This is a genomic window from Haemophilus seminalis (assembly GCF_006384255.1).
In the GTDB taxonomy this organism is placed as follows: Bacteria; Pseudomonadota; Gammaproteobacteria; order Enterobacterales; family Pasteurellaceae; genus Haemophilus; species Haemophilus seminalis.
In genome coordinates this window covers 1-1,327 of the sequence record NZ_VCED01000015.1, presented here as the reverse complement: position 1 = coordinate 1,327, position 1,327 = coordinate 1, and the positions used below count along the sequence as shown (strand labels likewise).

General features: G+C 44.3%; 1 pseudogene. It reads right to left on the bottom strand.

The window, feature by feature from the left end:
- A pseudogene (locus FE813_RS10360) lies at positions 1-1,327 on the bottom strand (hypothetical protein); the annotation flags it as partial.

Genomic DNA, 1,327 nt, shown 5'->3' with positions numbered 1-1,327 from the left:
TATTTAACACTGAACCCACACCAACAAGTTGAGTCGGTTTCACATCTGTACCTGTACCGCTGCTGATATTCAACGCTGTCGTCGGTTTATTTGCATCATCGTTATTAGATGCCCCTTTCGCCGCTTCGGTTGTTAAGTTAACCGGTTTTTTACCGTTCGCAGTCTTGTCATCTGCGCCCACTTTCACTGTATTGAACTCAACATCGTCTTTGGTTGCATAAGTCACCTTACCGTCCTCATCTTGTTTCACGGTTAAGTTCTTACCTGCTACCATTTCTACCGTATTGCTTGGTTTAATTAACTCACCATCATCTTTCGTACCTTTGAGTTTCTCCCCTCCAGTCGCTGCCGATGTTTTCAAGTTAAACCCTGAATTATTAATCGCTTCCGCTACGTTTTGTACAGTTGCAACTTTGTTCAACCCTGCATCATCATGAGCTTTTTGAGCATCATTCACTGATGTTTGTTTAGCTGCTACGTCTGCTTTTTTAGCTTCCACATCTTGTTTCAACGTCGCATCGTTAGGGTTCACTGCCAAAGCAGTTTCCGCTGTTTTTAACGCATCTTTCGCTGTCGCTAATTCTTTCACCGCAGCATCTAAAGCATCTTTCAGTGTCTTAGCGTTTTCTGGCGTTGTTGGACCTGCTACGGAACCATTCGTGTTAGATATAATTTCACCAGTCGTTACTTTTACACCATCTTCGCCAACAGTAACTGAACCATTCGCTGGTTTCACGTTGAAAGTCACATCACTTACTGCGCTACCTTCACGCGTTGTCACCACCGCTGTTGTACCAAGGCCGTTGATGAAGTTTACTGTGTCATATGGTTTTACAAAGTCTTTCGCAGTACCGTTGTTTTGCAGGTTCCAGCCCGCATTCAATACGTCAGATACAGTTGCAGCGTTGTTACCGATGTAGTTCGGGTTGACTGTACCATCTGCATTTTTCGGGTTAACCAATTTAGCCGCATCTTCCGCTGTCAACGGTGCTTTGTTGATGTTGGCTTTATCTGCCGCTTTCGGTTTAACCGTACCATCTGCTGTGGTAATTTCTTCCGTACCGTCATTTACATTCGGAATGTTGTTTTTCACATTCGCCAAGGTTGTCGGTGAAGTTGTGCCTTTCGGTCCATTGATCGACGTGATCACTTGGTCTGAAGGAACTTCTGTACCAGTACCATCCGCTTTAGTATTAAAGAGCGGATTACCTTGTGCATCTTTCTTATCTGTCGGATACACTTTCGTGCCATCGGCTTTCGTGTATTCCACCGGTTTCACTGCATTATTGGTAGAAACTTGGTCATCTACTTTCACGGTAATCGTACG